Here is a 26,360-nt window from a genome sequence, read left to right on the forward strand (position 1 = left end):
TTTTATTTAGCATCATTTTCTTCAAGCGCTTCCCAAAATTCATAAGCTCTACGCAAATGAGGAACAACAATAGTACCACCCACAAGGGTAGCAATTCCCATAGCTTCCATCATTTCCTCTTTGGTTACACCTTCTTTGTGGCTTGTTTCTAAATGGTATTTAACGCAATCATCACAACGTAATACAGCTGATGCTACAAGACCTAAAAGCTCTTTCGTTTTTACATCTAATGCGCCAGCAGCATAAGCATTGGTGTCAAGATTGAAAATTCTTTTTACAATTTTATTGTTATCTGCTAGTAATTTTTCGTTCATTTTTGAACGGTACTCATTGAATTCTTGAATGATATCAGCCATTTTGTTTGTTTTGATTTTTTACTACTATTTTCGATATTAAAATACTTGCTTCATAAATGATTAGCATAGGTATGGTAACTATAATTTGACTTACAACATCTGGAGGTGTTACAATTGCTGCCACAACAAGAATGATAATGACGGCGTATTTCCAATATTTTCTTAAAAACTCAGGCGTTACAAGGCCTACCTTAGTTAAGAAATAAATTATTATGGGTAACTCAAAAAACAGGCCACAAGCTATGACACTTGTTTTTACCATGCCGATATAAGAATCTATGCTAAACTGATTTTTAACTACACTACTTATGGTGAAGGTAGCAAAGAAATTGACAGACATTGGAACTATTATGTAATACCCAAAAAGAACGCCCATGAAAAACAACATAGAGGATGAAAATATAAATATCTTTGCATGTTTTTTTTCTGATTCATACAAGGCTGGGCTTATGAATTTCCAAACTTCCCAAAGTATAAATGGAAAGGCGAGTATAAAACCGGCAGTGATACAAGACCAAATAAGTACATTTATTTGTCCCTCCATATTTGTGTTTTGGATAATAAAAGGCATTTCTTTAACACAAATCAAATCGGAATAGCCTAGCTGACTGGATAACTCACAAAAAAACCGATAGGTTACAAAATTAGCATTTGTAGGGCCAAAAATAATGACGTCAAATATATAATCACTAATTAAAAAAGCAACCGTAGCTAGTATTAATACTGCTATAGTACTGCGCACCAACAACCATCTCAATTCTTCTAGATGATCCAAAAACGACATTTCGTTTAGATTTTTTTTTGCCATTATACGATTCCTTCTTTTAAAATGTCATGTAAATGCAATACTCCTTTGTAGACTCCTTGATCAACTACTACGAGCTGGGTAATAGCAAAATCTTCCATGGTGTTTAATGCGTCTACTACCATAGCTTCGGATGTTGTAATTTTTGGATTTTTAGTCATGATGTCACTGGCCGTTAGTTCCGTAAAGGTATCCCTTTCGTTCAACATTCTACGTATGTCACCATCAGTAATTATTCCTATGACAATCTCATTCTCTACAACAGCTGTAACGCCCAAACGTTTTTCTGAAATTTCAAAAATAACTTTTTTTATAGAGGCATCTGCGGATACTGCTGGCTTTAAACTGTGTTCCAGCATGTCTTTTACACGCAGTAATAATTTTTTGCCTAGTGCACCTCCAGGATGGTAAACCGCAAAATCCTCCGGTTTAAAATTCCTAAATTCCATTAAGCATACCACAAGAGCATCTCCCATTACAAGTTGTGCGGTTGTGCTGTTTGTTGGGGCAAGATTATTAGGACAAGACTCGGAATCAATAGTGGTGTTTAATACAAAATCAGATCCTTTTGCTAAGAATGATGATGTATTTCCGGTGATTGCAATCAATGTGTTTCCAAAACGTTTTAATAACGGAACGAGTACTTTTATCTCGGGACTGTTGCCGCTTTTTGAAATACAAATAATCACATCTTCATGTTGTATCATGCCTAAATCTCCATGAATAGCCTCTGCAGCGTGTAAAAACAAAGAAGGTGTTCCTGTAGAATTGAATGAAGCTACCATTTTTTGAGCAATTATAGCGCTTTTCCCTATTCCAGTAACGACTAATCTCCCTTTTGAATTGTAGATTGAGTTTACAGCATTTACGAAGTTTTCGTCCAGATAATCAGTGAGTTTTGCTATTGATTGACTTTCAGATAAAATGGTTTTTTTGGCACTAGCCAATATATTTTCTTTTGAATTCAAAACAGAATAATTAAAATTTGTAAGTGTAAAAGAAATTTGTACCTTTAGATATTGCAAATTTATACAAAATACCACGTAATAAAGAATGAATTCAAACGAAATTGACATACACAAAGAATTAAAGAAGCATTTTGGCTTTAGCCAATTTAAGGGATTGCAAGAGCAAGTGATTAAGAGCATCCTAAATCAGCAAAATACATTTGTGATTATGCCTACTGGTGGAGGAAAGTCACTTTGTTACCAATTGCCAGCTTTAATTCAAGAGGGAACTGCAATCGTGGTTTCGCCTCTTATTGCATTAATGAAGAACCAAGTAGATGCAATACGAAGCCTTTCTTCAGAGAATGGTATTGCCCATGTTTTAAATTCATCATTAAATAAAACTGAGATTACTCAAGTTAAAAAAGACATTTCATCTGGTTTAACTAAACTTCTATATGTAGCTCCAGAATCTTTAACAAAAGAAGAATATGTGACTTTTTTAAAAAGCGTCACCATTTCATTTGTTGCCATTGATGAAGCGCACTGCATTTCAGAATGGGGTCATGATTTTAGACCAGAATACAGGAATCTAAAACACATCATCAAGCAATTGGGAGATGTACCTATTATAGGGCTTACGGCTACGGCTACGCCAAAAGTACAAGAGGATATCTTGAAAAACTTGGATATGTCTGATGCGACAACTTTTAAAGCCTCGTTCAACAGACCCAATTTATATTACGAAGTACGTACAAAGACAAAAAATATAGAGTCGGATATCATTCGATTTATAAAACAACACAAAGGAAAATCAGGTATTATTTATTGCTTAAGCCGTAAAAAAGTAGAGGCAATTGCGGAAGTTTTGCAGGTTAATGGTATATCAGCTGTTCCCTACCATGCGGGTCTAGATGCTAAAACTAGAGCCAAACACCAAGACATGTTTTTGATGGAAGATGTTGATGTAGTGGTGGCTACTATTGCTTTTGGGATGGGTATCGATAAGCCCGATGTTCGGTTTGTAATTCACCATGACATCCCTAAATCACTTGAAAGTTATTATCAAGAAACGGGTCGCGCGGGTCGTGATGGAGGAGAAGGACACTGCCTAGCCTACTATTCTTATAAAGATGTAGAAAAACTCGAGAAATTCATGTCTGGAAAACCTGTTGCTGAACAAGAGATAGGTTTTGCATTGTTGCAAGAAGTTGTGGCTTATGCTGAAACGTCTATGTCTAGACGTCGATTTTTATTACATTATTTTGGTGAAGAGTTTGATGATGTTACCGGAGAGGGCGCTGATATGGATGATAATGTCCGGAATCCTAAAACAAAAGTTGAAGCTAAAGATCAAGTAGTACAGCTATTGCAAGTAGTGCGAGATACCAAACATTTGTATAAATCAAAAGAAGTTGTTTTTACTTTAATAGGACGTGTTAACGCAGTAATTAAAGCACATAGAACAGATACGCAAGCTTTTTTTGGTTGTGGTGTAAATCACGACGAGAAATATTGGATGGCGTTGTTAAGACAAGTACTTGTTGCGGGTTTTTTATCAAAAGACATTGAAACCTACGGTATTGTAAAAGTCACAAACAACGGATTGAGCTATCTAGAAAATCCGCACTCTTTTATGATGTCTGAAGATCATGAATATAATGAAACGGTTGACGAAGCGATAGTAACAGCCGCAAAATCAACTGGTGTTGCTGATGAGGTTTTAATGGGGATGCTACGAGATTTACGTAAAAAAGTGGCCAAAAAAATTGGCGTACCACCATTTGTAGTATTTCAAGATCCTTCTCTAGAAGATATGGCTTTAAAGTATCCTATAACACAAGATGAGATGATAAACATTCATGGAGTGGGTGAGGGTAAAGCTAAAAAATACGGAAAAGATTTCTTAGAATTGATAAGTCGCTATGTTGAAGACAACGATATTGTAAGACCAGAAGATTTAGTAGTTAAATCAACCGGAGTAAACTCTGTAAATAAGTTATACATTATTCAAAACATAGATAGAAAATTATCCTTAGATGATATTGCCTCTGCCAAGGGGATAAATATGGATGCTTTATTAAAAGAAATGGAGCAGATTGTTTACTCAGGGACTAAGTTGAATATTAAGTATTGGATTGACGAAATGCTTGATGAGGATCAACAAGAGGAGATTCACGATTATTTTATGGAATCAGAATCAGATAATATTGAAGCTGCGCTAAAAGAATTTGATGGAGATTATGATTTGGATGAATTGCGATTAATGCGCATTAAATTTATTAGTGAAGTAGCTAATTAAATTCAGAAGACATGGCTCCAATTAATCTATATTCCTGATGTTAAGTATTGTTATTCCAACATTCAATGAAGCTCAAGTGATCGAAAGTACGATACAAATGCTGCATGAAAATTTGATTGGAAAGCAATATGAAATAATCATTTCTGACGGAGGCAGTTCAGATTATACGGTAACTTTAGCCACTAAAATGGGAGCTAAAGTTGTAGTTTCTCCCCAAAAAGGAAGAGCAGGTCAAATGAATTTTGGAGCAAGCCAAGCGTTAGGAGATATCTACTTTTTTCTTCATGCTGATTGTGTCCCTACGCCTAATTTTTATGATTTAATTAATCAGACAGTTTTACAAGGGTATAACTGCGGCAGTTTCCGCACCGAGTTTGATTGTTCGAATACCCTACTGAAAATCAATGCCTTTTTTACTCGTTTCAATTATTTATTTTTTCGCGGAGGTGATCAAGGTGTTTTTGTCACTAAACAACTTTGGAATACCGTGGGAACTTATAAAGAAGACATGTTTATCATGGAAGATTATGATTTTATTGCACGATTGTGGAAGCAAGGAAAGTTTAAATTGATTCCAAAAGCCACACTAGTATCTGCAAGAAAGTATGTTGAAAATTCATGGTTGAAAGTACAACTAGCAAATTTAAAAATTGTTCGAATGTATAAAAGAGGTGCTTCACAAATGGAGATGGTTACTACTTATAAACAACTTTTAAGCTACCGTAAAAATGCGTTTTGATTCAAAAATAGTATGGATTACCGGAGCTTCATCAGGTATCGGTAAAGAATTGGCAATCCAATTATCAAATCTTGGTGCTACTTTAATTTTGACTTCATCAAATGCCGTATTATTAGAGATTCTACGATCAGAATTACAATCGACCAAAGTACATGTTTTACCTTATGATTTATTCGATTTAGAGGGAATTCCAACTCTAGTTGAGCAAGCTTTAGCCTTTGAAGGATCAATTGATTACGTCATTCAAAGTGCGGGTATAAGTCAGCGTGCTATGGCAGAAGATACTGATATGAAGGTATACAAGAAATTGATGGACATCAATTATTTTGCTCCTTTGGCAATAACTCAAGCTATTTTGCCACATTTTAAAATGAAAAATAGTGGAAACATAACTGTGATTAGTAGTATTGCAGGACTTGTTGGTTTTCCATTGCGGACGGGTTATGCAGCATCAAAACATGCTGTTAAAGGCTACTTTGAAACCTTGCAATGCGAGTTGTATAAAACCAAAACTACCATTTCTATCGTATATCCAGGAAGGATAAATACCAATATTTCTAAAAATGCTTTAATCGGTAACGGACAGCAATTTGGCTTGACCGATGCCAATAATAAAGTGGGTATGGAAGTAGACGTTTGTGCTAAGAAAATTATTAAAGGTATTTACAAAGGCAAAAAGACAATAATTATTGTAAAGGCAGAACGAATTTTATTTTGGTTGTGGTGGTTTATACCATCGTTGTATTATAAAATAGCGCATGTTAAAGGCCAAGAAAATTAACAACATCACATATATGCATCAATTTTTGTCAGGAATTCAACAAGTGGGAATTGGTGTTTGTAATGCTACAAAGGCTATGCACACTTACAAACATCTTTTTGGGATGGATGTTTTAATTTTTGATGATGAGGCGAAAGCCAGTTTGATGACGCAGTACACAGGAAATGAAGTGCGGAAGCGTAGGGCTATCTTGACGATGAACTTACAAGGAGGCGGTGGATTTGAGATTTGGCAATTTCAAGATAGAGTGCCTCAAAAAGGGATTCAAGTACAACTTGGACACATAGGTATTAATGCCACGATATTAAAATCTCATAACATTTTGCAATCCCATAATCGTCTTTCAAAAATAGAAGGGTTGTTGGTTTCAAAAATGGAAATTGGACTTGACCAAAAGTCTTTTTTTTATGTTACCGATAGTGACGATAATATTTTTAAAATTATTCCGTCAGATAATTGGTTTCAAAAGAAAGAGTATGATTTAGGCGGTGTTGTAGGTGCTGTTGTAGGAGTACGTGATATGGATAAATCATTAGATTTTTACAAAAATATTCTTGGGATTGACACTGTGTTATATGATGGTGTACGTGTTGAAAACAATCAAAAGTATCATATAATCGGACTTTCTAAGAAAGCAACGGGTAAAGGTGCTTTCAATAAATTATTAGGAGATGTAACCTTAGAATTAGTGCAAATTTTAAATACAAAAGCACCTAAAATTTACGAAAATAGATTTTGGGGAGATTGTGGATTTATCCATCTTTGTTTTGATGTAGTAGCAATGGATGCTTTGAAAGCGCATGTCATAGAGCAGGGATTGCATTTTTCTGTAGACAGCAATAATACTTTTGCTATGGATAATGCATCGGGACGTTTTTGCTATATTGAAGATCCTGATGGAACACTAATTGAGCTGGTAGAAACACATAAAGTTCCCATTTTAAAGAAAGTAGGTTGGTACCTCGATCTTAGAAAGCGCAATCAAGAAAAACCCTTGCCAGATTGGATGATAAAAATGCTCGCTTTGAGTAAAGTTAAGTAATTATTAGCTTTTATAGCTTTTGTAAAACCAAGCACTTATTGGCATTACAAAGAAAAGGAGTAAACCCATTTGTAGGTTGAAGCAAAATGTTACTACTGCTGAAAGTAGAAATACAATTAAAGGATATAAAAGTAACAGCATTCCAAACAAAATGGAGTCATAGAATACAGAATTTTTTGTTTTTTTGACGGTGATTTTTTTTAAGATCCAATAGATCCAATAATTAGAGAGAAATCCAATTAAAGCTGGAAATGCTATTACAACTTTCAATAATCGTGAATGCCATTTTGAGTTCGGTTTTAATAATTTTATATCTGATAAATCTTCTTTTACAACCATATTATTTAAAATATTCTTCTTTAACAAGGTGTTGAATGTATTGTAAAAAATAGATTCTTTTGCTTGATCAATATGGTGTACTCCAAAACAAAGATTGAAATTGATTTCAACCTCTTTCGGATTTTTATGAAACGAAGAGTAATTGATATTGGTTGGTTGAATTCTTAAATTTAACAAGCCATCTTGCAGTGCCATGAAAGCTAATCGCGCCGTACCTTTTTTAAGAGGTCTTAAATTCCATTCGTTTATACAAATACCTTCTGAGAAAATTAAAATGGTTTTATTTTCGTGTAATAAATCGAGACAAGTTTTGAATGTATCTTGGTTTTTATTTAAATTTTCTTTGCCTTCGCTCAGTCTATAAATAGGGATTAGGTGTAAAGCGCGTAAAAAATTTGCAACAATTGGATTGTTAAAGGCATCACCACGTGCTAAAAAATAAATTGGTTCAGGATAATGAACCGCTATGATGATAGCATCAAAAAAAGAGTTGGGATGGTTGCTTGCAATAAGGGTTGGTTCCTTTTTACCTCTATTTCCTTGAAAATGGGCTACGGTCTTTTTGCAATATAATTTTAATGCTAAAGTTGCTGCTATTTTAAATAGTGTATACAAATTATTTTATTTCCAATGTTGAGGTAAATCTTTTTCCTCATCAATATCCGATAATTTATTCAAATTAGAAAACGATAGGTTTAGGTTTTTAAAATCTGTTAACGTATCAATATATACACTATCAGTGCTCCAAGTTTTATTCTTGAATACTGTTTCATGAAATTGGTTCATTCCCAATAAATAATAGCCGCCATCAAATGTGGGGCCTATAACGGTTTCATTCGTTTCTAATGCTAAAAACGCTTTGTCAATAATGTCAGAAGTAAGTTCGTAGCAATCACTCCCAATAATACAAACCGATTCATATCCTAAGCAAAAAATTTCTTGAAAAGCGTTTGCCATTCTAGCGCCTAAATCATCACCATGTTGTACTTTTTTGTAAAACGAACCCGCATTCCATTGGTCCTCTTCCGTAATCGAATCCGAATAGAATACAAATTTGTCAGCTCGAACAGGAGTAACAATTTCTTGGGTATGCACTAATAATTTTTTGTAAATGTCAAGAGCTTTTTCGTTGCCAATAGTCTTGGCAAGTCGTGTTTTGACTTTTCCTAGTTCAGGATTTTTAGTAAAGAGAATGATAGCTTTTTTGTTTTGCATATAAAGGTAATAAGTAAAGCTGCAGCATTAAGAATACTGCAGCTTTAGAGTTTTTAGCAACATCCGCCTCCGTTGTAGTGAAACGTTGATTCACTTATAAAAATATCGGCTCGGTTTAAATCGGCTAGTGCTTGTGCTGTTTTGTCACAAACTGCTAGAGGTTGATTTTTCATCAAGACATGTCCTTTTTTATCATCAAAATAGTCATCTTTGCCATAAAAAATAGCTGCCTTTCCTGTGAATACACATGGTCCATCGCTAGGCATAGGGTCTTTTATAGCGCAAACTTCAATACTCTCAATAAAAATTAATTCATCAGTAGCATAATTTTCAGGATCTAAAATTCGATACGGTCTTCGACCTCTAATTTCTATAGTTCCAAAACCTACATCTGTCAACATTTTAATATACTCCTTGATTGGGATGCTTCCGCTCAAACAAAGCGCTCTTAAATGGTCATCATTTCTAAGATTTTCGTTCATTTCTTGTTCACAAGTTGGGTCACTCATTACCAATCTTCCGTGAGGTTTGAGAACCCGATACATTTCTTCAAGTGCTTTTCTTAAATCATCAGTTTTAAAAATATTGAACAAGCAATTTTGAGCTGCAATATCAATACTTTCGTTTTCGATCGGTAGATTTAATGCATCTCCTTTTTTCAATTCGACAAATTCACTTTTGAACCAGTCGTTTTCTTGCTCTGCAATTTTAAAATTTTGTTTGGATGCTTCCAGCATTTCATCAACAACATCAACACCAATCACACCGCCTTTTTGACGCGAAAAATAAGAGAATTGAAGCAATTCCATACCACCACCTACGCCTACATATAATATTTTTGGATTGTTGATTAAGTCTTGAGCCGAAATGGTACTGCCACAACCATAATTCATTTCTTGCATTATTTTTGGAATTTCTAAGCCAGGAAATTTCCATATTGGTGTTGTTGTACAGCACAGTCCCACATCGGGAGTAAGTGCAGCATCTCGGTATAAATTTACTGTTGCGTCTAAATAATTTTCCATATTTGTTACTATTAGTTTTTTTCTTTTAAAATGGTATTCCATGTAATTGAGGCAAGAATAGTTGCTGTTATAGGTGCTACAATGTACAACCATTGTGAGTTCATATTACCAGAAATAAGCGCAGGTGCCAGAGATCTAATGGGATTCATAGAGGCGCCACATATAGGTCCAGCAAACATGGCTTCGAGTAATACAACGCCTCCAATGGAAATACCAGCAAAAGGAGCATGTTCTTTGTTTCCTAATGCTACTGTTAATATGACAAGCATTAAAATAAAGGTCAGAATGAATTCTAATACAAATGATTGACCGTCAGTACCGGATGGAATTGTTCCTCCCAATCCATTATTTTTTGGGAACAATAATTTGAGTGTTGTGCTGGCTGCTAATCCGCCTAAAATTTGAGAAATTATATAAAAAGGCAATTTTTTTATTGGAAGTATTTTCAAGAAAGCGAATGCAATACTTACGGCTGGATTCATGTGTGCTCCAGAGATTTGTCCGAAACCATAAATTAACCCCATTACAATTAACCCAAAAGTGATACAAATACCCACATGAGTAACGCTGCCATTTGTCTCTTGATTGATAATAATTGCACCAGTACCACAAAACACGAGTATGTAGGTACATAAAAATTCTGAAATATTTTCTCTCATAGTTTCGTTTTAGGCAACTGCTCCACCACAACTGCTACCAGAGCCTGCGGTACAGCCATAACAATGATTGTTTATAATAATCGTCCTGTTTAAAAGGGCATTAGAATCAAAATTACTAATGTGTTGCGCGTCTTTGCAAGTAACTTTTAACTCTAGCATTTGATTGAAATCGCAATCATAGATATAACCGTCCCAACCTATAGAGATGGTATTTCTACACATTACATTTTGAGCTGCCGAAGGATTAAAAGCGTCAATGAGTTTGGTCATGTAATCTTCATAATTACCTGACGAAATCAAATAATCTAAGTATCGGCTCACAGGCAGATTAGTTATAGCAAACAGATTGTTAAACTCAATTCCAAAATCCTTTTGCAAAGCTGTTTTGTATTCTTTTTCTAAAGCATTTTGGTCAGGTGGTAAAAAAGCTCCTGCTGGATTGTACACTAAATTTAGTTTTAAATCAGAATCAGGTTTGCCATAACCCACCGCATTGAGCATTTTTAGAGCTTTTATGGAGCTTTCAAAAACACCATCACCTCTTTGTTTGTCGGTTCTATTTTTAGAATAAAACGGTAATGATGAGATGACCTCTATTTGGTGTTGTTTAAAGAATTCTGGTAAGTCGTTGTATTTTTTATTAGCAGTGATGATAGTCAAGTTACAACGCACGTACATTTGAATTCCTAGTTTGCTAACTTCTTCTACAAACCATCTAAAATTAGGATTCATCTCGGGTGCACCACCGGTCATATCTACTATTTTAAAGTTAGTATTGACTTTCAAAACTTTCAGAATAACTTCCATCGTTTCTTTGGTCATAATTTCTTTTCGATCAGGACCAGCATCTACGTGACAATGGGTACAAACTTGGTTGCACATTTTACCCAAATTAATTTGAAAAATTTCCAAACTTGTAGGTTGTAGTGGGCTTAAGCCAATGGTTTGTAACTGCGTTTTGAAAGGGGTAAACACATCTGGATTTTGTTCTAAAACGGCTATTTGATGTGCTGCTTTAGAGAGTATATTTTCATTGGCCTTGAGGGACTTTAATTTAACTTTTACAAACTCGCTCATAAACTAATTTTCTTGACTTTATTCATCATTTGAACTCCATGTACTAAACTAGCTCCACCACGAATAGCTGCTGCAACATGAACTGCCTCCATCATTTGTCCTTCACTATATCCTTTTTCATAGGCGTCAGAACTGTAAGCATCAATACAATACGGACATTGAACGGCATGTGCTACTGCAAGTGCAATTAGAGATTTCTCTCTAGCTGTTAATTCACCTTCTTTGAATACTTCTCCATAATAGCCAAAGAATTTTTCGCCCATTTCTTTTTGAAATTCGACTATGTTACCAAATTTTTTTAAATCGTCTGAGTTGTAATAGTTTTTGTCCATTTGTGTTTTTTTAGTTTTTAAAGTTTTCTAGAAATAAACTCCAATCGTATTCGTTATACTCTAATTTAGGATTTACATTTTCGGGTATGATTTTTAAATCTTGGCAAATTTTTAAAATTCCTTTTTTGTCTCCAAAATCTCCACGGAACCAGCTCATCAAAACAGGAACTCGCAAGATATTTTTCTCTTTATCATAACTTGCGTCACCCGTTAAATAACTTTTTGTGGCAACATCAAGTTGCTGATTGATTTTTTTTGGATCGTAAAAAAATATAGGAGGACAGCTCTTGGCGCCACAATTTAAACTAAAATGGATTCGGTAATCTAGTTTGTCTACGCGGAATTTTTTTTCAAGTTTTGGCGGAAAAATTTTATTCAATTTCCCCACACTGTACTTAATACTTGATTTTCTTAAAAAACCATGTTCTATATCGTCAAGGCTCAATTCGTTTCCAGCAAGTACAAATTGCTTTGATGTGAAAAAAGCGCTACGACTCTTGTATTTTTCGGGATCTTTTTTCAAAGCGTAATTTGTAAATCCATTGTAAAGATTTATGAAGAATGCTTTTTTAAGATCGTCATTTGTAAGTTGATTAAGTAGGTCTGTTTCTTTTGCATTTGCAATTAGCGCTACAAATTCTTCGGTATTGCCTTCTCCAAATTTTGCTGCTTCAATAAAGTCTTGTGATATTTTTACGTAATCTTTAGGCTGTGCCATAAGTATTTGAGTGAAACAAAGTAATAATAATAGGTTTTTCATAGCTTGGGTTTTTGTAAATTTATTATTATTTACGAAATTTACCAACAATAGTTTTTTAAAACATGACATATTTAGCACAAATTTCTCAATCAGCTGATTTTTTAATTTCTAAAGGAATTTTAAATCCAGAGGTTGGAGTAGTCCTTGGAACAGGCTTAGGAAAATTTTTAGATTATTTGGTAGTAGAACAAGAAATTGATTATGCTGATATTCCGCATTTTCCAGTCTCTACTGTTGAGTTTCATAAAGGGAAGTTGCTCTTTGGATCTATTGGATCCAAAAAAGTAATTGCTATGCAAGGCCGCTTTCATTTATACGAAGGATACAGTTTACAGCAAGTAACTTTTCCTATTAGGGTTTTACAAAAATTAGGTATCCAGCATTTGTTGTTGAGCAATGCTGCAGGCGGAATCAATAAAGACTTCAAAAAAGGCGATTTGGTTTTGTTAGAGGATCACATTAATCTACAAGGTGGCAGTCCGCTTTCCGGCTTGAATAGTTTTGAATACGGTGGTATTTTTCCAGATATGAGTGCGCCTTATGACGAGAATCTAAATAATATCTTATTAACCGAAGCTAGCAAAATGGAGTTGTTACTAAAAAAAGGAGTGTATGCTTCAGTTTATGGGCCACAATTAGAAACTAGAGCAGAGTATCGTTATCTTGGTAGAATTGGTGCTGATATGGTTGGAATGAGTACAACGCCCGAGGTTATTGTAGCCAATCAATTAAAATTGCCTTGTGCTGCCGTAAGTGTAATTACTGATGAATGTGATCCGGATAATTTAAAACCTGTTGATATTGCTGAAATTATTGCAATAGCAGGTAAATCAGATGAAAAATTGAGTCAGTTGTTCTTTGAAACCATTCACAGTATTGTCTAGTATTATTCGGCATATAATTCTCCGCGATGTGGTTTTAAGGCATCACGAACTTGAATCATGTGCTCATCAGTAACCACCATAAATGCTATAGCTTGCATTTCACCCTGAATTTCGAATCCTGTGATTTGCAAAGGTAATTTTTCAATTGCAATATATTCTTTGAGATGAATTTCATGGTGTTCTGCAGTTTTTGCAGCACTAGGACCACGAAAATCCCAGATTAATTTTATTTTACGAGACATGTATTCTTTTTTTGAACTTATTTTGATGTCAAAGTTACGAAGTCTATTTCTAAAATGAATTTATTTTTTTATTTTCGAAATCATGGATAGTGCTTGCTTCTTGTCCTTTTGACTGTAAAAAAAATGTTACTTTTGTACCCTAATATTTTGGATGCTACTTCTATGTAACATCTAATGTTGATTTTAAAAAAATGCCTCAAGAACTCTCACTACAAGTCACCCCAGAAATAGCTGCAAATAATGATTTGCTCAAAAACCATTTGGCAAAGCAAATTAAAGTTGCAGCTGAAGATGTGCAACATGTTTCTATTTTAAAAAGATCTATTGATGCCCGACAAAAAGCAATAAAAATCAATCTCAAAGTAGAAATTTTTACAAAAGGGGAAGTAATTGACGAAAGAAGATTCACTATGCCTGATTTTCCTAATGTAGCAAATGCACAGGAAGTATTGGTTGTAGGAGCTGGTCCAGCAGGACTTTTTGCAGCTTTACACTTAGTAGAATTAGGACTAAAGCCTATTGTAATAGAAAGAGGGAAAGACGTTCGCGGAAGAAGAAGAGATTTAAAAGCTATCAATGTAGATCATATAGTTCATGAAGATTCTAATTATTGTTTTGGCGAAGGTGGCGCAGGAACCTATTCTGATGGTAAATTGTATACCAGATCTAAAAAGAGAGGTGATGTCAATAGAATATTAGAACTGTTTGTTGCTTTCGGGGCTTCTCATGACATACTTGTAGATGCGCACCCACACATCGGCACCAATAAACTTCCTCAAATTATTCAGGATATTCGTGAAAAAATCATTGAATGTGGAGGTCAAGTTTTGTTTGAAACTAGAGTTGCTGATATTTTGGTAAAAAACAATGAAGTTCAAGGGATTGTTACGCATAAAGGAGACACTATTCGTGCTAATAAATTGATATTAGCCACGGGACATTCAGCGCGTGATATCTTTGAGCTATTGGATAAAAAACAAATTTTTATAGAAGCTAAGCCTTTTGCTTTAGGTGTTCGTGCAGAACATCCTCAAACCTTAATTGATAGTATACAGTATAGTTGTGATTATAGAGGAGAACATTTACCACCAGCGCCGTACTCCATTGTAAAGCAAGTTGCTGGCCGCGGTATGTATTCTTTTTGTATGTGTCCAGGAGGCGTAATTGCTCCTTGCGCAACGAGTCCGGGCGAAGTTGTAACAAATGGTTGGTCACCCTCTAAAAGGGATCAAGCAACAGCAAATTCAGGTATTGTAATTGAGTTGCAGTTAGCAGATTTCAAGCCTTTTGCTAAGTTTGGAGCGCTAGCTGGAATGGAGTTTCAAAAAAGTATAGAACAACGTGCATGGCACCTTGCAGGAGAAAGTCAAAAAGTGCCAGCGCAACGTATGATTGATTTTACACAAAAAAAAGTATCGTCAGATATTCCTAAGACATCTTATGTACCTGGAACGACGTCTGTAGAATTGGGTCAAGTATTTCCAAGTAATTTGACGCACATTTTGCGAGAAGGTTTCTCTGAGTTTGGTAAATCAATGCGAGGTTATTTAACAAACGAGGCTATTCTTCACGCACCAGAATCCAGAACTTCATCGCCAGTGCGCATACCAAGAGATCCTATTACTTATGAACATGTAAAAATAAAAGGTTTGTACCCTTGTGGCGAAGGAGCGGGATATGCAGGAGGAATTATTTCGGCTGCAATAGATGGTGAAAAATGCGCACAAATGATTGCTCAAGTATTGAAAAATAAAGTTTGATTATAGTTCTAGAAAAACGCGTCAAAATTATTTTAGAATGAAACTTACTTAGATTGTTGAATTATTTTTTGGTTTTCATATCCATATAATCCAAAGTAAGATGTGCCATAGTGGTCATTCCAAGTACAAAACTCCCTTCGTCAATATAAAAGTCGGGTGTATGGTGTGAGGGCATATCACTCGGTTTTTTACCTTTTGGCATTCCTCCAATAAAATAATATAAACCCGGTATTTTTGCTTGGTAGAAAGAAAAATCTTCAGCTCCGGTTACCGCTTCGGTTAAAATAACATTCTCTTTTCCGGCAGCTTCTTGTAAAGTAGGAAGCATTTGCTCTGTAAGTGAGGGCTCGTTATAAGTGATTAAAGTTTTTTTGTAAATTGCAACTTCAGCCGAGCCACCTGCACTTGTAGCAATATTAGTAGCGATCGTTTTTATTTTACCATGAATGAAATCTTGCGTTTCTGCATCTAATGTTCTAATGGTACCGGTCATCGTTAGAGACTCTGGGATAATATTGCTTCTTACTCCGGCATTAATTTGGCCTACACTTACCACAGCAGCATTTTGAGTAAGGTTTACATTTCTACTAACTATAGTTTGTAAGCCCATAACAATTTGCGATGCGGTAACAATAGGATCAACAGACTGCCACGGATAGGCTCCATGTGATTGCTTGCCATTAACTTTTATGGTAAACCAGTCAGAGGAAGCCATGGTTCCTTTTGGGCGGTATTTGATTTGGCCCACTTCGGTTTGAGCATTAATGTGTAGCCCAAAAATAACATCCACTTTTGGGTTGTTCAAAACGCCTTCTTTAACCATCAATTCAGCTCCTCCTTCTTCCCCTTCTGGAGGTCCTTCTTCAGCGGGTTGAAAAATAAATTTTACAGTTCCTTTTATTTCACTTTTAATTGAAGCCAAAATTTCGGCAGTACCCATCAACATGGCTACGTGAGTGTCATGACCACAAGCATGCATCACGCCCACATTAGTTCCATTATATTCACCAGTAGCTTTTGAGGCAAAGGGTAAATTCACTCGTTCGCTTACAGGTAAGGCATCCATATCTGCTCGTAAAGCCACAACAGGTCCTGGTTTTCCTCCTTTTAAAATACCTACAACTCCGGTTTTGGCAATTCCAGTTTGAACTTCAATTCCTAAGCTTCGCAAATGGGTTGCTATTTTTTCGGCAGTTTTAAATTCGCGATTTCCTAATTCTGGATTTTGATGAAAATCTCTCCTCCAATCCACTACTTTCGACTCCATAACAGCTGCTTTTGTGGCGATTTTGCTTTTCAATGCGCTATTTTGGGCTTGTGTTCCAATTGAAAACAGTAGTAAACAAGGTAGTAAGTAATAGGTGTTCATTTTGTATAAATATTAGGTGTAAACCGCTTAAAGCAAATGAATTGAAGTGATCAAATTTAAAACGGATTTTTTCAAAAGTAATGAATATTTTTCAACTTGTTGGCTTTTTACTTCTCGTTGCCTAAAATAAAAAAACCAGCTTGAAAATATGTTTTCAAGCTGGTTTTTTTGAGGTTGTAAAGAATCTATATCGCTTTATTTTTCTCTCTATTTATTGTCAGGAATAAAGTCAAGAGCTATAGAGTTCATACAATATCTTTTACCTGTTGGCTCTGGACCATCATCAAAAAGGTGTCCTAAATGCCCATCACATCGTCCGCAAAGGGCTTCGATACGTTCCATTCCTAATGAATTATCATTTTTGTAAACTACGCTGTTCTTATTATCTTGTTCAAAAAAACTTGGCCAGCCGCAATTACTAGAAAATTTAGCACCAGATCGGAACAATTTATTCCCACAAGCAGCACAATAATACGTTCCTTTCTCATCAGTGTTCCAATATTTTCCTGTAAAAGGTCTTTCGGTGTCCGCATTTCGCGTAACGTCATAAACATCCGCGGGTAAAACTTTTTTCCATTCGGCATTACTAACATTGAGTTTTGCCGTATCGGTATTGGAATAATATGGATTTTCAGGTTTTGAAAGTACTGTTCCACTTGTAGTGGTTTTATTTAAAGGTTGTTTTTTGACTGTGTTTTGTGCACAGGCAGTAAACATAAAAAGCGGTATTGCGAACAGGACGCAAAAAAAAGTGACTGTATTTTTCATGATTTCTTTTTTACAAATATAAATTCATTTTAAGACTTAAGCGATCTTGTTTTTAACAAATTAACGCTTTTAAGAAGTTATTTAACTTTTGTTATTTACGTTAAAAAACAAAGTTTAGATTTTGAATTACAAAAGTTTTTCATGGAATAGGTATTTGATAGCATAGCAAGGTGATTTAATTGTACAACAGCTCCAATGACTTGTTTAATAAGGTTTTGTTCAATTTGTAAAAATGAAATAAAGTAGTTGATTTAGTATTGAAATTTTCTGTTAACTAAATTAAATAGAAATGTTTTCAAATGAGATTGAACAATTCGAAACAGAATGTTAAACACTTAATCCCATTATTTTTTTTCGTACTTTTGAAGTCATAATATACAAACATGCCAGAAGAAAATGTAATCTTAGTCAATGAACACGACGAACAAATTGGGCTTATGCCAAAACTAGAAGCGCATCAAAAAGCAGTTTTGCATCGCGCTTTTTCTGTTTTTGTTTTGAATAGTCAAAATGAAATCATGCTACAACAACGAGCACATCAAAAATACCATTCCCCATTATTGTGGACCAATACCTGTTGCAGTCATCAAAGAGAGGGAGAGACTAATATCCAAGCTGGAACAAGAAGATTGCATGAAGAAATGGGTTTTGTGACTGAGCTGAAAGAGTTGTTTCATTTTATATACAAAGCACCTTTTGATAATGGGTTAACAGAACACGAGCTGGATCATGTTATGATAGGGTATTACAATGAGGCTCCGGTAATTAATAGGGATGAGGTAGAGAGCTGGAAATGGATGAAAATTGAAGACGTGAAAAAAGACATGGTCGTTAATCCTGAATTGTATACCGTATGGTTCAAAATTATTTTTGACGAGTTTTATCATTATCTTGAGGAACATAAAAGCCCGTTAACTTCGCACAACATAAAAAACAACTAATTTCTATATAATATGAAAGTTACCATTTCCAGAAAAGCTCATTTTAATGCAGCACATAGATTGTATAGAAAGGATTGGACTTTCGAACAGAATGATGCCGTGTTTGGGAAGTGCAATAACCCCAATTTCCACGGACATAATTACGATTTAATAGTAAGTGTAACAGGTGAAATTGATCCAGAAACAGGCTATGTTATGGACGTAAAATTCTTAAGTGACATAATTAAAGAGGAAGTTGAAAATCAATTTGATCACAAAAACTTAAATTTAGATGTGCCAGATTTTAAAGATTTGAACCCCACAGCTGAGAATATTGTAGTTGTAATTTGGAATAAAATCAAAAAGAAAATCAAACCCGAATTTGATTTGGAAGTAGTATTGTATGAAACACCGCGTAACTTTGTAACCTATAAAGGACAATGAAAGAATTAAAAGTAGGAGATGTAATTCCGCATTTTACAGCTATTGATACAGATGGCAACACCTTTGACAGCGCAAGTGTTGTAGGGCATAAGCCTTTAGTGATTTATTTTTATCCAAAAGATAATACACCTGGATGTACTGCCCAAGCTTGCAGTTTTAGAGATCAATATGAAGATTTTAAAGATTTAGGAGCCGAAGTTATAGGGATAAGTAGTGACAGTACAGCGTCTCACCAGAAATTTTCTAAGCAATTTAAACTACCTTTTATATTGCTATCAGATAATGATAAAGCAATACGTAAAAGTTTTGGAGTACCTACTGGTCTTTTTGGTTTAGTACCAGGAAGAGTGACGTATGTGACAGATAAACAAGGTGTTGTGCAGATGGTTTTTGATAGTGTATTGGCAACAAAACACATACCTAAGGCATTACAGGCGATAAAAAAACTAGTTCCTTAACTATAGTTTTCTTATTTTTACATTTAAATAGGCTTTAGGAACAATTTCTAAAGCTTTTTTTGGCGTTGTTTTTAATAAGAACTAAACCCTTTCGTTATGCAGTTTTATCCTTTACAATTTGAACCCATACTCAAAGAAAGAATTTGGGGTGGTGAAAAGTTAAAAAACGTTTTAGGAAAATCTATTACGTCTACTATAACTGGTGAAAGTTGGGAACTATCAGCAGTTGCTGGTGATGTAAGTGTGGTTGCGAATGGATTTTGGAAAGGAAAATCGTTGATGGCATTATTAGAAGAGTTTCCTGAGGAAATTCTTGGAACACGAGTTTATGAAAAATTCGGACTTCAATTTCCGCTCCTTTTTAAATATTTAGATGCTCGAGAGGATCTGTCCATTCAGGTTCATCCTAATGACGCTTTAGCGCAAGATAGACATCAATCTTTTGGAAAAACAGAGATGTGGTATGTTATGCAGGCTGATGAAGACGCTAAAATTATTGTTGGTTTCAAAAATAATTCAAATGCAGGGGAATATGTCTCTAGCTTGAAAAATAAAACTTTGCTTTCTATTTTAGATCAAAAAAAGGTTTTTGTAGGTGATGTTTTCTTTTTAGAAACAGGGACTGTACATGCTATAGGAGCTGGAATGGTGGTTGCAGAGATACAGCAAACATCTGATATTACCTATCGCATCTATGATTTTGATAGGGTCGATGCTACTGGAAACACAAGAGAGCTTCATGTTGATTTAGCTTTGGATGCTATTAATTACAATAGGGTAGATACTCAAAGACACTATTTAAAAGAGGTTAACCTTTCTAATGAAATGGTTCAATGTCCTTATTTTACAACTAATTTTTTGCCGTTAGATGGTGAGGTTTCAATTAGTAAAACAAATGAATCCTTTACAGTATACATGTGTGTTGATGGCAATTTTAGTTTAGAACTAAATGAAAAAGTATACCAATATAAAAAAGGGGACACACTATTGATTCCTGCATACATAAGCGCTTTTGTAATCAGTGGAAAAGCTTCTATTTTAGAAATTTACATTTAATAGTCAGGAATAGAAAGATTATATGTACTTTTGCAAACGCAAATTAAAAATCAAATTTTAAAAAAATAAAAATGGCAAACGTTAAAAATTTAAAGAAAGACATCAATTACGTTTTAGGTGATATTATTGAAGCAGTTTATTTATATGAAATTTCTACAACAGGAAAACCTACTACAGAAACAAATAATTTAATTGATGAGGCTATTGCAGCTTTTGATGTTTTGATTACTAAAGTAAATGCTAAAAATGTTGAAAACAAAAAAGCACATTTCAAGCAAATCAATGTAGAATTAGAACAAACTGCAAATCAATTGATTACTAAAATCAACGAATTGTAGTCAAATTAATTGACAAAAAATTGCAAAATTATTTTGGATAAGTCAAATTCATCTCTATATTTGCACTCGAAATGAGACGCCAGCGTAGCTCAGTTGGCTAGAGCAGCTGATTTGTAATCAGCAGGTCGTGGGTTCGAGTCCCTCCGCCGGCTCATTGTAAAACCACCTTTTTAGGTGGTTTTTTTTTGGAATATAAATAAATGTCTAGGTTGCAGTAGGATGAAAGATATTTGAAATATATTTAAATAAAATATTTGTTTAATTAAAAAACAGCATTATATTTGCACTAGTAATGAGTCGCCAGCGTAGCTCAGTTGGCTAGAGCAGCTGATTTGTAATCAGCAGGTCGTGGGTTCGAGTCCCTCCGCCGGCTCTTCTATAAACCATCTAATTTTTATTAGGTGGTTTTTTTTATGGCAATAATTACTTACATAATATTCTTTTAAATTGATTGTTATTGTTATATTTGAAAACTAACACTAACATCTATTAATTATGGAAGAACAAACTACCGTTGAAAATTTCGATTTACAAATTACTACAACCGCCAAAGATTTATTAGCTGAAACTGCAAAATGGGCTTATTATTTGTCTATTCTAGGATTTATAGGCGTAGGGTTTATTGTCTTGATTGCTTTAATTCTAGGAATAACGTTTGCAGTTGTAGGTAGTACTAGTAATTCAATGGGGTTTTTAGAATCGTCAATGGGTTTAGGGGTTGCATTCGTTTATATTTTGATAGGAGCACTTTATTTTTTTCCGATCTATTACCTGAATAAATTTGCTTCAAATGCTAAAGTGGCCATAAAAAATAGTGACACGGCTGCTTTAACCCTTTCATTTAGATATTTGAAATCACACTATAAATATATTGGAATTATGACCTTGGTAGTTTTTTCATTATACGTATTGCTTCTTGTAGGAATGATGTTTATGGGGCTCTTCTCATCCTTTTAAGCACCCATTTTGCAATATTGTAGCTTGCATTATATTTTATGAATCAACTACAATTAAAGGCAGAACATTATCTTTAAATAACAGACATCACTTTTTTAAGAAACTTTAGTATTAAGTATTTACAAGTGAGGTTTTTTAAAACACATTTCAAGAAAAGCATAAAAAAACTGCCCAAAAAATATCTTCTTGGGCAGTTTAAAATGTTTCAAAACGGATTGTGTTTATTCTTGTTTTTTCAACGAGCTTACATATTTTGTTAGCTTTTTTCCATAAAGAGATTGTGCTACTTTAGGCGACATTGCTTTTTGGATGGTATCTAAGTATTTTAAGTTGATATCGTATATTTCAGATAAGGCAATGTAAGGAGCAACTTCATAATCTCTATTATTTAAAGCAAAATTTGTAGCAAATAAATACCTTCTTTTTAAATTAGAATCTTGCTTAGCACTTAAACTGTCAATTTTGTTGTTGTTTTTGGTTTTAATTGCGCTAAATTTCTTTTGGATTAACTCCAAGTTTTCTTCATTAAAACGAGTTTTTATTAATTTGTATTCTTCAAATACCTCATTGTTTTTTGACCCTGTAACTTTGGCATCCATCAAATAATTATCTAAGCTAGTGTTAATAGTCATCTTACCTGGTTCTGCAAAAAAAGAAAGGTTGTTGTCTAATGAATTACTTACACCTCTATCAAGGAATAAATACAGCATTTCTGGTGATTCTAAGTTGATATGACTTTCGAATGAAGCATTGCCATCGATATTTATGGTGTCTAAAGGAACTAATGTAGTATCTACGATTCTTTGCAGGTATAGAGTCCCTTTTTTTAAACCTTTGATGTTTCCTGTGATGTGTAGGTTGCCTTTTGCATCTTCTTTATTACAAGAGGATAATAATGCTAGTGTAACAAGAGCAAATATTGTTTTTTTCATGTTGATATTGATGTTGTGATTAAATAGTGCTGTTTATAAGCGTTGTACAGCGGTTTTGGTTTCATTGTTATTGTGGCGCAAAATAAAGAAAAATGTTGGAATGCTGTTGTGTTTTTTTTATTTTACAAAAAAATCCTAATTTATTTCTAAATTAGGATTCTGTTTATTGAGTTAAAATTATTATCCTTTTAACCATGCTTGTTTTAGTGTGGTTTTAGATACATCTGTAGCTTTGAGTTCTTCCTTGTCTTCGTAAGGAAGTTTTACTTTTCCTTTGATCACTTGTTCTACGCCGTTACGTTTAATTTTTACAGCAACTGAATCATCCTCTTTCCATTTTTGGCTATCAGTTATCATTTCGTAAATATTAGTAAGCGAGTAAGCTTTGTCATTGATGGCAAGAATGGTGTCACCTCCCACAAGTCCTAAAGTGCTGTAAAATACATTAAGTTCTATGTTTGGGATGATACTAATTTCCTTTGTTGCTTGGTCTACTGTAATGTACGGAACTTGACCTTTAAGGAATACATTTGCTGGAACTTTTTCAGATGTTTTTACAACTCCTACTTTAGCTAGAAAAGATTCATAAGGAATAGGAGTAGGGCCTGCTACATAAGTCTTTAAGAAATCACCTACTTCAGGATAAGTAAATGAAGTTATTTTGTCAAAAAGTTCTTTGTCATTAAATGGTTTTGAAACGCCATATTCCACAGATAATTTCTGCATTAAATCTAGAATACCTCTTTCACCATTACTTTTTTCTCTGATGATGATATCCAAACACATTCCTATAAGTGCTCCTTTTTCATATACGTTTAAGTATTGTGCTTTGTAAGGCTCTGTCAAAACATTGGCACTCATGGTTGTGAAAGGCATGGTGTCGTTTAGTTTTTTTGAGTTTTCAATTTTTTCAGCCATTCGCGTGTAAAATTCTTCCTCAGTAATCAACCCTTGATTGATTTGGAAAAGATTTGCGAAATATTCTGTAATTCCTTCATACATCCATAAATGTTCGGACATTTTTGGGCTATTAAAATCAAAATAGTGAATTTCTTTAGAGTGAATTGTTAACGGAGTTACAATGTGAAAAAATTCATGTGAAACTACATCTTTCATTGCATTTACGAGCTCAGCTTTAGGCATTGCTTCTGGCAGTACTACCGTGGTTGCTGTAGGATGTTCTAATGCGCCAAAACCTTTTGCATCTGTAGGGGTCATGCTTGATAAGTACAGCAATACAGTGTATTTTTTTGTAGCATTTATTTTCCCTAAAAATGTTTTTTGAGCAATCATCATGGTTTTCATATCCGGAGTAATACTTTCTGCGGTCACTTTTCCATTTGGTGAAAAAACACTAATCAATATTTCCATCCCATCAACAGTAAATGTAGTATAATCCGGTTTCGCATACATGATTGGGTTTTCTACAAGTTCTGAGTATCTAGGGGTGCTAAATACGTCTGTTGAGGTACTTACGTCAAGATCTTTCATGGATGTAGCGCCCCACAATGTTTCAGGATGTGAGACCGTAACGGTGTATGGTATGTCTTTTTTATTTTCAAAATAACCTACAAAACCGTGCATGTTCAGCATGAAGTTTTTACCGGCATCAATATTTGTTCCTGCTGGAGAGAAAACATCATTTTTACCAAAACCACCACCTTTTTCAGTGTCAAAAGTATCATTAACAAGGTATGTTATTTTACTTAATGTAGTTGCGTTTTGAATGTTCCAAGTGTTGTCATCTGTTTTAGTAACGGTAAGTTGTCCGCCTTTGCTATCAAATGCTTTGAAATCTTCCATGTATTTTCCATAATCATCTATGGAGTAGGTACCCGGAATTATTTTTGGGACACTGTATGTGATTTCGTTTGTTTTTATTTTTGGAGCAACAACAGTTACTAACACCTTGTCCTCTTTTACATTGTTAATGTCAATTGTTACATTAACTTCTTCTTTTACAGAAGACGTTGCTGTTGTGCTTGTTGTTTTACAACTCCACAGCATTGATACAACTGCTAAGGAATATAGTATTTTTTTCATGGAATAGATTTTATTTTAAAGTAAGTCGGCTTACAGCTGTATTTGTTACATATTTAAATTTTTAATAAAAGAAATTATTTCATCTAGTAGTTGAGATGAGTTGGGTAATTCAGGATTATTATAGGAAGCCTTGTTCGCTGAATCATCACCTGAAATGTCTTTAAATACATGAGTCATATTGTTTATGATTACGAGTTTAGCAGTTGGTTTAGCTTGCTGAAGCAGTTGTGCGTCTGCTACACTTACTTGTAAATCTTTGGTACCGTTGATGATTAATATGGGTATTTGTAGTTTTTTTATTTCTTCTTGTGGTTGGTACTTTAACCACGAAATCATGTAAGGTTGAACGCTAGGTCTAAAGATGGAAGCTAGCATTTGGTTTTTGAGTTCAAATGTTTTGCCTGTTTTTAGGATTTCTAAATTTTGCTTTACTTCGTCTTTTAATGAAGGTGCTTGTAGGGCTATTTGTTCCAGAAGTACAGCGTCAATACCCCGTCCTGCACCAGCTATTGAAATGTAGGCGTCTGTGTTTTGACTTGCAGCAACTAACCCGATTAATGCTCCTTCACTATGGCCGATGACAACTATTTTTTTATAGATTTTTTGATTTTTAAAAAACTGTACCACTTCTTTTGCATCAGTAATAAAGTCTTCAAAAGATAAGGACGCTTCGTTTAGGGTTCCTGCTTGAGCCATAGCAAACATCCTTTTGTCGTAGCTAAAAGCATGAATATCACGTGAGGCTATACCTTCACAAAGAAATTTCAGGGAATTATTGACAAGATTTCTTTGGTTGCCGTCTCTATCTGTTGGACCTGAACCTGCAATAACTATTACAAGAGTTTTCTTTTTTGAACTTTCATTAGGTGCATATAAAGTTCCCTTTAGCAACGGGTTGATAGCAACTTCTTTGGTTGTGAAGTTTTTATTTTGAGCATGACACCATGCCGTTAGCGTTATAAAAACAAAAGTGTAAATGATTTTCATTTAAGGTGTGTTTATTTGTTGTAGCACCGCTTCAGGATTTTCTACTTCAATGATTAATTTTTTGAAATAATGATCTCGTAAAGTGATAACAATGGCGTTTTTTTTATTGGATACATCCCAAAAATTCCTTCCGTTTTTATAAAAAGTACCCGCTGTAATTAATCTGGGAATTTCTGTTCCAGGCATTCTGAGACCTTTCCAAAATGTAAATTCTGATTCGTCTTGATACGCCTTTATTATTTTTTCTTTAGGGATACTTAATTTATTTTGGAACGACCAGATTTTGTGCCAACCCATGATTTCGAATGAAATGGTTTTGTTGATTGTTGTAACTGCTACCATATTTTTTGAATTGTAAGCAAACAAAAAAACTCCCGTAAATCAGGAGTTTCGTGTTTTAATCTAATTTGTTTTTTATATAATATTTACCATCCAAATCTTCGTCAAAATCATCAATTTTCAAAGGTTTTGGTTTTGGTTTATTTGCGACAGCTTTCTTTTTCCACATTTCGAATTTTTCAGCAGGCATTTTCTTTTTCATGATTTCGAGAATCTCTTTTTCTGCTAAGCCAAATTCTTTTTTAATGATTTCAAAAGGATTTTTTTCTTCTAAAGCCATTGTAACAAGTTTTTCTGTTTGCTCCCAGTTTAATTCTTTTCGGTTACTCTTTTTCATCACGTGAAAATTAATTCAAATAAGTTGTAAATGGTTAATAATGTAAATCTCTAATTTGTTATCAATATTAAGAAAAAAATCAATTGGATTTTATCAAAACTGCATTTTTTTTCTTGTTTCCTAAATATTTTTTTAAAGTATTATTTG

The 26,360-nt window shown here is 34.2% G+C and carries 30 protein-coding genes and 2 tRNA genes; 14 read left to right on the forward strand and 18 right to left on the reverse strand.

Going from position 1 to position 26,360, the window contains the following annotated elements; translation table 11 throughout:
- Positions 1-2: 2 nt before the first annotated feature.
- From K5V07_RS03770 to K5V07_RS03780, 3 genes are read right to left on the reverse strand one after another with little or no spacing between them, the layout of a single operon-like run.
- Positions 3-356, reverse strand: coding sequence for a carboxymuconolactone decarboxylase family protein (locus K5V07_RS03770; protein ID WP_144893068.1), 354 nt, complete (start codon positions 354-356; stop codon positions 3-5).
- Positions 349-1,164, reverse strand: a complete 816-nt coding sequence (gene tatC, locus K5V07_RS03775; RefSeq protein ID WP_221916448.1) for a twin-arginine translocase subunit TatC — start codon at positions 1,162-1,164, stop codon at positions 349-351. Before tatC ends, K5V07_RS03770 begins: the two co-directional genes overlap by 8 nt.
- The gene (locus tag K5V07_RS03780; protein WP_221916449.1) at positions 1,164-2,129 is read right to left on the reverse strand and encodes an SIS domain-containing protein; all 966 of its coding nucleotides are present in this window, start codon (positions 2,127-2,129) and stop codon (positions 1,164-1,166) included. The genes tatC and K5V07_RS03780 overlap by 1 nt, the downstream gene beginning before the upstream one ends.
- A gap of 85 nt (positions 2,130-2,214) precedes the next feature.
- Here K5V07_RS03780 and K5V07_RS03785 point away from each other — a divergent pair, with 85 nt between their 5' ends.
- The 4 genes from K5V07_RS03785 to K5V07_RS03800 are packed head-to-tail and all read left to right on the forward strand — an operon-like array spanning position 2,215 to position 6,972.
- Complete coding sequence (locus K5V07_RS03785; protein WP_221916450.1) at positions 2,215-4,410, forward strand: ATP-dependent DNA helicase RecQ; 2,196 nt, start codon at positions 2,215-2,217, stop codon at positions 4,408-4,410.
- Positions 4,411-4,447: 37 nt separating this feature from the next.
- Positions 4,448-5,149, forward strand: coding sequence for a TIGR04283 family arsenosugar biosynthesis glycosyltransferase (locus tag K5V07_RS03790; RefSeq protein ID WP_221916451.1), 702 nt, complete (start codon positions 4,448-4,450; stop codon positions 5,147-5,149).
- Positions 5,139-5,930 carry an SDR family oxidoreductase gene (locus K5V07_RS03795; RefSeq protein WP_221916452.1) on the forward strand — a complete coding sequence of 264 codons (792 nt, stop codon included), beginning with the start codon at positions 5,139-5,141 and terminating at the stop codon, positions 5,928-5,930. The genes K5V07_RS03790 and K5V07_RS03795 overlap by 11 nt, the downstream gene beginning before the upstream one ends.
- Before the next feature lie 13 nt (positions 5,931-5,943).
- Positions 5,944-6,972: a VOC family protein gene (locus K5V07_RS03800; protein WP_221916453.1), complete on the forward strand. Its 1,029-nt coding sequence runs from the start codon at positions 5,944-5,946 to the stop codon at positions 6,970-6,972.
- Positions 6,973-6,975: 3 nt separating this feature from the next.
- Here K5V07_RS03800 and K5V07_RS03805 read toward each other — a convergent pair whose 3' ends face one another.
- The 7 genes from K5V07_RS03805 to K5V07_RS03835 are packed head-to-tail and all read right to left on the reverse strand — an operon-like array spanning position 6,976 to position 12,379.
- Positions 6,976-7,926: a 1-acyl-sn-glycerol-3-phosphate acyltransferase gene (locus K5V07_RS03805; protein WP_221916454.1), complete on the reverse strand. Its 951-nt coding sequence runs from the start codon at positions 7,924-7,926 to the stop codon at positions 6,976-6,978.
- A gap of 6 nt (positions 7,927-7,932) precedes the next feature.
- Positions 7,933-8,526: a TIGR04282 family arsenosugar biosynthesis glycosyltransferase gene (locus K5V07_RS03810; protein WP_221916455.1), complete on the reverse strand. Its 594-nt coding sequence runs from the start codon at positions 8,524-8,526 to the stop codon at positions 7,933-7,935.
- Between the two features lie 53 nt (positions 8,527-8,579).
- Positions 8,580-9,551, reverse strand: a complete 972-nt coding sequence (gene arsM, locus K5V07_RS03815; protein ID WP_221916456.1) for an arsenosugar biosynthesis arsenite methyltransferase ArsM — start codon at positions 9,549-9,551, stop codon at positions 8,580-8,582.
- Between the two features lie 11 nt (positions 9,552-9,562).
- Positions 9,563-10,210 carry an aquaporin gene (locus K5V07_RS03820; RefSeq protein WP_221916457.1) on the reverse strand — a complete coding sequence of 216 codons (648 nt, stop codon included), beginning with the start codon at positions 10,208-10,210 and terminating at the stop codon, positions 9,563-9,565.
- A 9-nt stretch (positions 10,211-10,219) separates the two neighbouring features.
- The gene (gene arsS / locus K5V07_RS03825; RefSeq protein ID WP_221916458.1) at positions 10,220-11,287 is read right to left on the reverse strand and encodes an arsenosugar biosynthesis radical SAM (seleno)protein ArsS; all 1,068 of its coding nucleotides are present in this window, start codon (positions 11,285-11,287) and stop codon (positions 10,220-10,222) included.
- Positions 11,284-11,619 carry an arsenosugar biosynthesis-associated peroxidase-like protein gene (locus tag K5V07_RS03830; protein ID WP_086452673.1) on the reverse strand — a complete coding sequence of 112 codons (336 nt, stop codon included), beginning with the start codon at positions 11,617-11,619 and terminating at the stop codon, positions 11,284-11,286. Before K5V07_RS03830 ends, arsS begins: the two co-directional genes overlap by 4 nt.
- A 10-nt stretch (positions 11,620-11,629) precedes the next feature.
- Entirely contained in the window at positions 11,630-12,379 is a 750-nt protein-coding gene (locus K5V07_RS03835) for a DUF547 domain-containing protein (protein WP_221916459.1), read from the reverse strand.
- Between the two features lie 62 nt (positions 12,380-12,441).
- On the opposite strand from K5V07_RS03835, the gene K5V07_RS03840 reads away from it, so the two are divergent.
- Positions 12,442-13,263, forward strand: a complete 822-nt coding sequence (locus K5V07_RS03840; protein WP_221916460.1) for a purine-nucleoside phosphorylase — start codon at positions 12,442-12,444, stop codon at positions 13,261-13,263.
- Positions 13,264-13,265: 2 nt separating this feature from the next.
- Here the strand turns inward: K5V07_RS03840 and K5V07_RS03845 are convergent, their stop codons facing one another.
- On the reverse strand, positions 13,266-13,505 hold the full coding sequence (locus K5V07_RS03845) for a hypothetical protein (protein WP_144893094.1): 240 nt from the start codon (positions 13,503-13,505) through the stop codon (positions 13,266-13,268).
- Between the two features lie 191 nt (positions 13,506-13,696).
- Here K5V07_RS03845 and K5V07_RS03850 point away from each other — a divergent pair, with 191 nt between their 5' ends.
- Positions 13,697-15,265: an NAD(P)/FAD-dependent oxidoreductase gene (locus K5V07_RS03850; protein ID WP_221916461.1), complete on the forward strand. Its 1,569-nt coding sequence runs from the start codon at positions 13,697-13,699 to the stop codon at positions 15,263-15,265.
- 61 nt (positions 15,266-15,326) lie between these two features.
- Here the strand turns inward: K5V07_RS03850 and K5V07_RS03855 are convergent, their stop codons facing one another.
- Together K5V07_RS03855 and msrB are read right to left on the reverse strand one after the other, a co-directional pair.
- Positions 15,327-16,634 carry an amidohydrolase gene (locus K5V07_RS03855; RefSeq protein ID WP_221916462.1) on the reverse strand — a complete coding sequence of 436 codons (1,308 nt, stop codon included), beginning with the start codon at positions 16,632-16,634 and terminating at the stop codon, positions 15,327-15,329.
- A gap of 207 nt (positions 16,635-16,841) precedes the next feature.
- Positions 16,842-17,402 (reverse strand): peptide-methionine (R)-S-oxide reductase MsrB, encoded by a 561-nt coding sequence (msrB, locus tag K5V07_RS03860; protein WP_221916463.1) that lies wholly within the window; start codon positions 17,400-17,402, stop codon positions 16,842-16,844.
- Between the two features lie 383 nt (positions 17,403-17,785).
- On the opposite strand from msrB, the gene idi reads away from it, so the two are divergent.
- The 8 genes from idi (at position 17,786) to K5V07_RS03900 (ending at position 21,575) form a co-directional block, all read left to right on the forward strand.
- Positions 17,786-18,343, forward strand: coding sequence for an isopentenyl-diphosphate Delta-isomerase (gene idi, locus K5V07_RS03865; RefSeq protein ID WP_221916464.1), 558 nt, complete (start codon positions 17,786-17,788; stop codon positions 18,341-18,343).
- Between the two features lie 12 nt (positions 18,344-18,355).
- Positions 18,356-18,766 (forward strand): 6-carboxytetrahydropterin synthase, encoded by a 411-nt coding sequence (locus tag K5V07_RS03870; RefSeq protein ID WP_144893103.1) that lies wholly within the window; start codon positions 18,356-18,358, stop codon positions 18,764-18,766.
- On the forward strand, positions 18,763-19,224 hold the full coding sequence (locus tag K5V07_RS03875; RefSeq protein WP_221916465.1) for a peroxiredoxin: 462 nt from the start codon (positions 18,763-18,765) through the stop codon (positions 19,222-19,224). Before K5V07_RS03870 ends, K5V07_RS03875 begins: the two co-directional genes overlap by 4 nt.
- A 96-nt stretch (positions 19,225-19,320) precedes the next feature.
- The gene (locus K5V07_RS03880; RefSeq protein WP_221916466.1) at positions 19,321-20,280 is read left to right on the forward strand and encodes a type I phosphomannose isomerase catalytic subunit; all 960 of its coding nucleotides are present in this window, start codon (positions 19,321-19,323) and stop codon (positions 20,278-20,280) included.
- A 71-nt stretch (positions 20,281-20,351) separates the two neighbouring features.
- A complete protein-coding gene (locus K5V07_RS03885; protein WP_144893109.1) occupies positions 20,352-20,618 on the forward strand; it encodes a hypothetical protein in 267 nt (88 codons plus the stop codon).
- A gap of 78 nt (positions 20,619-20,696) precedes the next feature.
- A tRNA-Thr gene (locus K5V07_RS03890) sits at positions 20,697-20,770 on the forward strand.
- Between the two features lie 147 nt (positions 20,771-20,917).
- A tRNA-Thr gene (locus K5V07_RS03895) sits at positions 20,918-20,991 on the forward strand.
- A 122-nt stretch (positions 20,992-21,113) separates the two neighbouring features.
- A complete protein-coding gene (locus K5V07_RS03900) occupies positions 21,114-21,575 on the forward strand; it encodes a hypothetical protein (RefSeq protein WP_221916467.1) in 462 nt (153 codons plus the stop codon).
- Between the two features lie 221 nt (positions 21,576-21,796).
- On the opposite strand, the gene K5V07_RS03905 is transcribed toward K5V07_RS03900, so the two are convergent.
- The 5 genes from K5V07_RS03905 to K5V07_RS03925 form a co-directional block, all read right to left on the reverse strand.
- Positions 21,797-22,507 (reverse strand): DUF4369 domain-containing protein, encoded by a 711-nt coding sequence (locus tag K5V07_RS03905; protein ID WP_221916468.1) that lies wholly within the window; start codon positions 22,505-22,507, stop codon positions 21,797-21,799.
- A 180-nt stretch (positions 22,508-22,687) separates the two neighbouring features.
- A complete protein-coding gene (locus tag K5V07_RS03910) occupies positions 22,688-24,550 on the reverse strand; it encodes a peptidase M61 (RefSeq protein ID WP_221916469.1) in 1,863 nt (620 codons plus the stop codon).
- 45 nt (positions 24,551-24,595) lie between these two features.
- Complete coding sequence (locus K5V07_RS03915) at positions 24,596-25,537, reverse strand: alpha/beta hydrolase (RefSeq protein ID WP_221916470.1); 942 nt, start codon at positions 25,535-25,537, stop codon at positions 24,596-24,598.
- A complete protein-coding gene (locus K5V07_RS03920) occupies positions 25,538-25,879 on the reverse strand; it encodes a hypothetical protein (RefSeq protein WP_182648969.1) in 342 nt (113 codons plus the stop codon). It lies immediately after the preceding gene.
- Between the two features lie 55 nt (positions 25,880-25,934).
- Positions 25,935-26,213, reverse strand: a complete 279-nt coding sequence (locus K5V07_RS03925) for a DUF2805 domain-containing protein (RefSeq protein WP_086455130.1) — start codon at positions 26,211-26,213, stop codon at positions 25,935-25,937.
- Positions 26,214-26,360 lie beyond the last annotated feature (147 nt).

This window comes from Flavobacterium sp. CHNK8 (genome assembly GCF_019774515.1).
GTDB lineage: Bacteria > Bacteroidota > Bacteroidia > Flavobacteriales > Flavobacteriaceae > Flavobacterium > Flavobacterium tiangeerense.